Source organism: Winogradskyella sp. (genome assembly GCF_013213975.1).
In the GTDB taxonomy this organism is placed as follows: Bacteria; Bacteroidota; Bacteroidia; order Flavobacteriales; family Flavobacteriaceae; genus Winogradskyella.
The window spans coordinates 40,537-46,737 of record NZ_JABSST010000014.1 but is presented as its reverse complement, the minus strand read 5'-3'; the positions used below and the strand labels follow the sequence as shown (position 1 = coordinate 46,737).

The 6,201-nt window shown below is 34.9% G+C and carries 4 protein-coding genes and 1 pseudogene; 2 read left to right on the top strand and 3 right to left on the bottom strand.

Annotation, left to right across the window (positions count from 1 at the left end; translation table 11 throughout):
* Positions 1 to 352, top strand: a 352-nt coding sequence (locus HRU49_RS03250; protein ID WP_296354116.1) for an amidase family protein, incomplete at its 5' end; no start/stop codon positions are given.
* On the opposite strand, the gene HRU49_RS03245 is transcribed toward HRU49_RS03250, so the two are convergent.
* Complete coding sequence (locus tag HRU49_RS03245; RefSeq protein WP_296354115.1) at positions 349 to 1,443, bottom strand: serine hydrolase domain-containing protein; 1,095 nt, start codon at positions 1,441 to 1,443, stop codon at positions 349 to 351. The two genes, HRU49_RS03250 and HRU49_RS03245, sit on opposite strands and share 4 nt — an antisense overlap.
* Positions 1,444 to 1,524: 81 nt before the next feature.
* On the opposite strand from HRU49_RS03245, the pseudogene rimO reads away from it, so the two are divergent.
* Positions 1,525 to 2,829 (top strand): annotated as a pseudogene (rimO, locus tag HRU49_RS03240) (30S ribosomal protein S12 methylthiotransferase RimO).
* Positions 2,830 to 3,065: 236 nt separating this feature from the next.
* Here rimO and HRU49_RS03235 read toward each other — a convergent pair.
* Both HRU49_RS03235 and HRU49_RS03230 read right to left on the bottom strand, forming a co-directional pair.
* Positions 3,066 to 3,257, bottom strand: coding sequence for a hypothetical protein (locus HRU49_RS03235; RefSeq protein ID WP_296354113.1), 192 nt, complete (start codon positions 3,255 to 3,257; stop codon positions 3,066 to 3,068).
* A gap of 7 nt (positions 3,258 to 3,264) precedes the next feature.
* Positions 3,265 to 6,105, bottom strand: a complete 2,841-nt coding sequence (locus HRU49_RS03230) for a pitrilysin family protein (RefSeq protein WP_296354111.1) — start codon at positions 6,103 to 6,105, stop codon at positions 3,265 to 3,267.
* Between the last annotated feature and the right edge of the window lie 96 nt (positions 6,106 to 6,201).

Genomic DNA, 6,201 nt, shown 5'->3' with positions numbered 1-6,201 from the left:
TAGTATGCCTTATGGACAGAATTTATTTAAAGGTATAGTCGATGATAAAGGCGATGATGAATTTCTTGAACGCATAAAAGACACCTTAAAAATCAATGGGTTGACATATTTTAATGAACCAATGGATTCTTTAAATCTTGATGCATTTTTATCTATTAATAATTATCATGCAGGTTTTGCGGCAGTGGCTGAATATCCAGCGATTACTGTTCCGATGGGTTATACGGATAAAGGAGTGCCAAAGGGTTTAACTTTTATAGCCAAGCGACTTCAAGAAAAGCAGTTGTTAGAATGGGCTTATGTTTATGAACAGGCTACTAAAGCTAGGAAAGAGCCAAAAGCGTATAATTAATTGATAAGAGTGTTAATTTTTTCCCATAGCTGGTTGTCATAACCTGATGGGCCTAGATGGCCTTCGGCGCTATTTTCTCCAAGCCTTATTATAACGAGGTTTTGACTTGGTATTACGTATAATTTCTGATCATTAGCACCAAGTCCAGCAACTAAATCGTCTGGTGCATTAGGAATTAATTTACCGCTAAATGTTTCTGTGGTGCCTGGTAACTTAAAGGACGTTTTTCCATTAAGCCACCATAAATAACCATACGCTTTATTTAGATCTTGAGAAGTATTTATCATAGCATCAAAATAATCGGAATCATTAATAATAACTTCATTGTCCCAAACACCATTGTTTAAACATAATAATCCAAACCGAGCCATACTTCGAGCATCACTATTATAAATATTATTATATCCACTTTGTAGCCAGAAGCCATTCATACCAATTTTATTCCTAATTTTTTCGGTGAAGTAGTCTTCAAAATTTTCGTTAACGGCACTGGTAATTATATTGTCAAGTAAAGTATATGGTGCATTATGATAATACCAAAAAACACCTGGCTCATTCAAATAATAAAGACAGTCTGTATCTGTACAAAACTGATTAAAAAAGTCCGTATAGTCTAAGCCTGTAGTCATAGTAAGATGATGGATTACCTCAATATTATTTTCCTCTTCATTAGTAAGACTAGACCAACCATTTCCCAAGTACTGCGCGGAAGAATCATTGAGGTTTATAAAACCTTCATCTTGAGCAATTCCCAATGTCATAGCTGTGAGTGTTTTTCCAGCCGATGCCCAATACCAGATATTATTTTGAGTAAAGTTATTCATGTACCACTCCGTTACAATTTTACCGTCCTTAAGAATTATGAAAGCTTTTGTATTTGAGTTTTCTAAAAAATTGAAAAGCGGCTGCGTGGCATTTTCATTCCAGTTGAGATCTGATAAATTTTCGGTATCCCAAATTTCGGAATTCAAAGGTGGGAAGTACATATTCTCACCTGATGGTGTATCTATTGTATCGTCATTGCTATCTGATGCACAAGAAAATGACAATACAATACCCAATAAAATATAGGTTAGGCGCATTAATTTCATAATTGTGGTTTGTTTTTAAGACCTATAAATATATTAAAGGTTTAATTTAGATTGTATCTTTGCCCACTGATTTAATTTATCATGCGTACTAAAACAATAAAGAAGAATAGAATCAACGTCGTCACTTTAGGGTGTAGTAAAAATGTTTACGACAGTGAGGTATTAATGGGTCAACTAAAGGCGAGTGGAAAAGATGTGGTTCACGAGCAAGAAGGAAATGTTGTTGTAATTAACACTTGCGGTTTTATAAATAATGCAAAAGAGGAAAGTGTGAATACCATTTTGCATTATATGCAGAAAAAGGAAGCGGGTGATGTTGATAAAGTTTTTGTTACAGGTTGTTTGAGTGAACGTTATAAGCCAGATTTAGAAAAAGAAATACCAAACGTAGATCAGTATTTTGGTACTACCGAATTGCCGAGTTTATTAAAAGCTTTAGGCGCTGATTATAAGCACGAGTTAATAGGTGAACGCTTAACGACAACACCAAAAAATTATGCCTATTTAAAAATTGCTGAAGGTTGTGATAGACCTTGCAGTTTTTGTGCAATTCCTTTAATGCGCGGTAAGCATAAAAGTACTCCGATTGAAGATCTAGTTACTGAAGCTGAGAAACTAGCCGTAAATGGAGTTAAAGAGTTGATTCTTATTGCCCAAGATTTAACCTATTATGGATTAGATCTCTACAAAAAAAGGAATCTAGCAGAACTTCTAGAGCAACTGGTAAAAGTAGAAGGTATCGATTGGATTCGCTTACATTATGCTTTTCCAACTGGATTTCCGATGGATGTTTTAGACGTTATGAACCGCGAGCCGAAAATATGTAATTATTTAGATATCCCATAACAGCATGTTTCAGATTCAATACTGAAAAGTATGCGCCGCGGAACTACTAAAGAAAAGACTACAAAACTTTTAAAAGAATTCAGAGCTAAAGTACCTGAAATGACCATTAGAACCACATTAATTGTCGGTTATCCAGGTGAAACCGAAGAAGACTTTCAAACCCTTAAGGATTGGGTAAAGGAGATGCGTTTTGAACGATTAGGTTGCTTTACCTATTCCCATGAGGAAAATACGCATGCCTATAATTTAGAAGATGATGTTCCTGAAGAGGTGAAAATGAAACGTGCCAATGAGATTATGGAAATTCAATCTCAGATTTCTTGGGAACTAAACGAGGCCAAAATTGGTCAGGAATTTAAAGTAGTAATTGATAGAAAAGAAGGCAATTACTTTGTTGGTCGTACAGAATTTGATTCACCAGACGTGGATAATGAGGTCTTAATTGATGCCTCTAAGACTTACCTTAAAACAGGAGAATTTACTAAGGTTAAAGTTATTGAAGCTGAAGATTTTGATCTCTATGGTTTAGTTGTAGATTAAAAAAGGCAGATCACTACCTGCTTTTTCTTAACCAACTAAATAATTTACATGCTATAATTAGTCCCATTGCTTTGTACTTTTGGTTAATCCCTGCTAAAGTACAATTCCTGGTCAAATGTAAGTGAGTTCATTAACATCGAAACTATCATCTTTTGAAACATAAACCATCTGCGTCATTGAAGTAGCCAAATCGCTCTGCGCCTATAGCCATATATGGTGTCTCCAAAATTGGATGATTATTTGCCTTTTAAAACATCACCTTCAATTAACAGATATTTAGTTATTGATTGTTGGACGTATAAAGTAAATGACGCAGTAGCTAGGACTAACCATCCAATCCTAATCCATTTGGATTGCTCTTGAAAAAATAATTGAGAAAACCCTATAACAAACCAGGTAAAATTAAAAATAAGGTTTTGCTTACTCATGTTTCTCTTAAAGTGAATTTTCATTAGAGTTCAATAAAACAGGTTTGCCAAATCCTAGTTCTTCAAGCCTCTCTAATTGCGTTGCCGCATCACCAACAATAAGATAAATCATTTGACTTGGTTTAATGTATTTGTCTATTAGAGTTTTGACATCATTTACAGTCATATTCTTGACAATGGTTTCGCGTTGTTTTGCATAATCGTCAGCTAAACCATAATTGCTAATATAACTCAACATACTGAGTATTGCATCTAAAGTTTCAAATGCTCTTGCTGTACTCTTAATCGTATACCCTTTAGTGACATCGAGATCTTCAGTATTGTAATTTTCGCCGTAATTCTCAAGAATTTCTTTAACTAAACTTGTAGCCTCATAGGTTACATTAGTGCGGATTCCACTGTTAATTCTAAAATTACCTTGCTGTGAAGTACCGCTAAATCTTGACCTTATGCCATATGTGTAACCTTTACCTTCTCGTAGTTGCTGTGTAAATTGTGAAGCAAAACCTCCACCACCTAAACGGTAGTTCATTACAGTAGCCGCATAATAATCGTCATCGGTTGCTTTCAAAGAAGGATAACCGAATTGGATAACAGATTGTTTTGCACCAGGTACATCGTAAAAATATACTTTAGAAGTTTCAGGATATAAAGGTAAGGGTAGTTCTGGTAGCGAGACCTCTTTTATGTTCCAATTTGAGTTGATGTTTTCTAAGGCATTCACCACCTTGCTTTCAGAAATGGCGCCAACTACATGTAGGTTTGTTAAAGTAGGCGAGAGGTTGTTTTTATAATATGTTTTTAAATCTAAGATTGAAATACGCTCAACAGATGCCTCTGTACCGCTATTATCATATGCCAGTATATTTTGCTCGCCATATAATAATTTTGAAAATTCAATTTCAGCGATTTGATTTGGATTTGCCTTGCCTCTTTGAATACGACTAAGCGTACTTTGCTTTAATAATTCAAACTCATTTTCGTCCCAACGTGGTTCAAGAAGAATTTCAGAGACTAAATCCATTGTAGCATCAAAATGTTTTGATAATGTGGTTCCTGAAATTGTAATGTTTTCATTACTTGCAAAGGCTGAAATTCTAGCACCAATACTTTCAATTGCCTTTTCTAATTCTTCAGGTGTTTTATTCTTAGTGCCTTTAGTCATTAGATTGGCGAGTAAATTAGAAACACCAACTTTGTCTTTATTTTCTAGTAATAAGCCACCAGCAATCTGCATTTGAAATTGAACTAGCGGAACTTCGTTATTTTCTATGCCATATACCTTTAATCCTGATGATAATTCTCTTTTCCATACATCAGGAATATTAAGTTCTGGGCTCTCGCCATAGGGTGGCTCTATACTTCTATCAAAGCTACTTGGTGTGCGCTCATAGGTAGCAACAATACTCGCATCAAATTCTTCTTCTGCTCCTTGTACTATTTGTTCTTCAATTACATTTGCTAGTTGTGAATTGTCAAGAACTAGATTCTTTTGACCCTTAGGTACGAAGCTAGTTGCAATATAGTTCTGGTCTTTAATATAGGTTTTGTAGACGCGCATAACATCCTCTGGTGTTACAGCTAAAATATTTTTTACATCTTGATTTATGAATGCAGGATCACCTGCAAAAATTTCGTATTGAGCAAGTTGAAACCCTTTTCCTAAAACACTAGATAGTCCTTGGTAAAAACGTGTTTCTTGACCAGCTTTTATGCGATTCAAGTCTTCCTTTGAAATCCCGTATATTTCAAAATCTTTTAATCCATCTTGAATAGCCGAAGCCACAGCGTTTAAATCTTTTTGATTAAACGCAGTAATAGATAAAGTAAGTTGACCAGCAATTTCGGATAATTGTTGCGACATTCTGACGTTACTTGTGAGTTTTTGATCTTCAACAAGAACTTTGTATAGCGGAGCTTTTTTACCTTGAGTAAGGTACTGTGTTAATACCTGTAAGGCATATGAATCTGGATGATATTGGTATACTGTCGGCCATGTCATTGTTAATCTTGGAGCACGCGCAAAGTTATCTTCATAAAACAAACGCTTAGATGATTTTAAAGTGACAGGTTGCTTTTCAATTTCAGGAATTTCCTCACCTCTCGGAATTTCATCAAAGTATGTTTTGACCCAGGTTTTTGTTTGTTCAACATCAATATCTCCAGCTATAGTTAAAGTAACATTATTAGGAACATACCAACGTCTGAAGAATTCTTTTACATCCGCTAATGTTGCATTTTGTAAATCCTCCAAAGACCCGATGACTTCCCAGCTGTATGGATGTCCCTCAGGATATAAGTTGGTATTTATAACATAAGAATTGTGTCCATAAGGTTGATTATCCACACGTTGACGCTTTTCATTTTTAACCACTTGCTTCTCTTTAGCAAGCACAGGATCAGTAACTGTATTAATAAAGAAGCCTAATTTATCCGCTTCGGCCCAAATCATTTTTTCCAAAGCATCTTTAGGAACTGTTTGAAAATAATTGGTACGATCACGGCTTGTAGAACCATTAGCACCAGAACCACCAATACGTGCACTCATTTGGTCCAAACCACCTTTACCTAAATTTTCAGATTCTAAGAATAATAAATGTTCAAATAGATGTGCAAACCCTGTTCTTCCTTCTTTTTCTCTTGCAGACCCAACATGTGCTGTTAATGCTACAGCTGCGACAGGATCTGATCTGTCAACATGTAAAATAACTTGCAAACCATTATCTAAAGTGAACTTTTCGTAATCGACTTTAAATTCTTTTGTTGTGTCTTTGGTTTCGTTTTGTTTGCAGGATGTTATTGCTGATAGGATGAAAAGGCTTAGGACTAGTGATTTGATTGATTTCATGATTTATAAGTGCATATATAGCTTCTAAAGTACAACTTTTGATGTATTTCAATGTTAAATAAACCACAAGAAAACTGATATACAATTCTATTTTTA

Bases quoted from the DNA above. Each gene is read 5' to 3' on its own strand.
- HRU49_RS03235 (WP_296354113.1), bottom strand. From the start codon at position 3,257: ATGAGTAAGCAAAACCTTATTTTTAATTTTACCTGGTTTGTTATAGGG.
- HRU49_RS03245 (WP_296354115.1), bottom strand. From the start codon at position 1,443: ATGAAATTAATGCGCCTAACCTATATTTTATTGGGTATTGTATTGTCA.
- HRU49_RS03230 (WP_296354111.1), bottom strand. From the start codon at position 6,105: ATGAAATCAATCAAATCACTAGTCCTAAGCCTTTTCATCCTATCAGCA.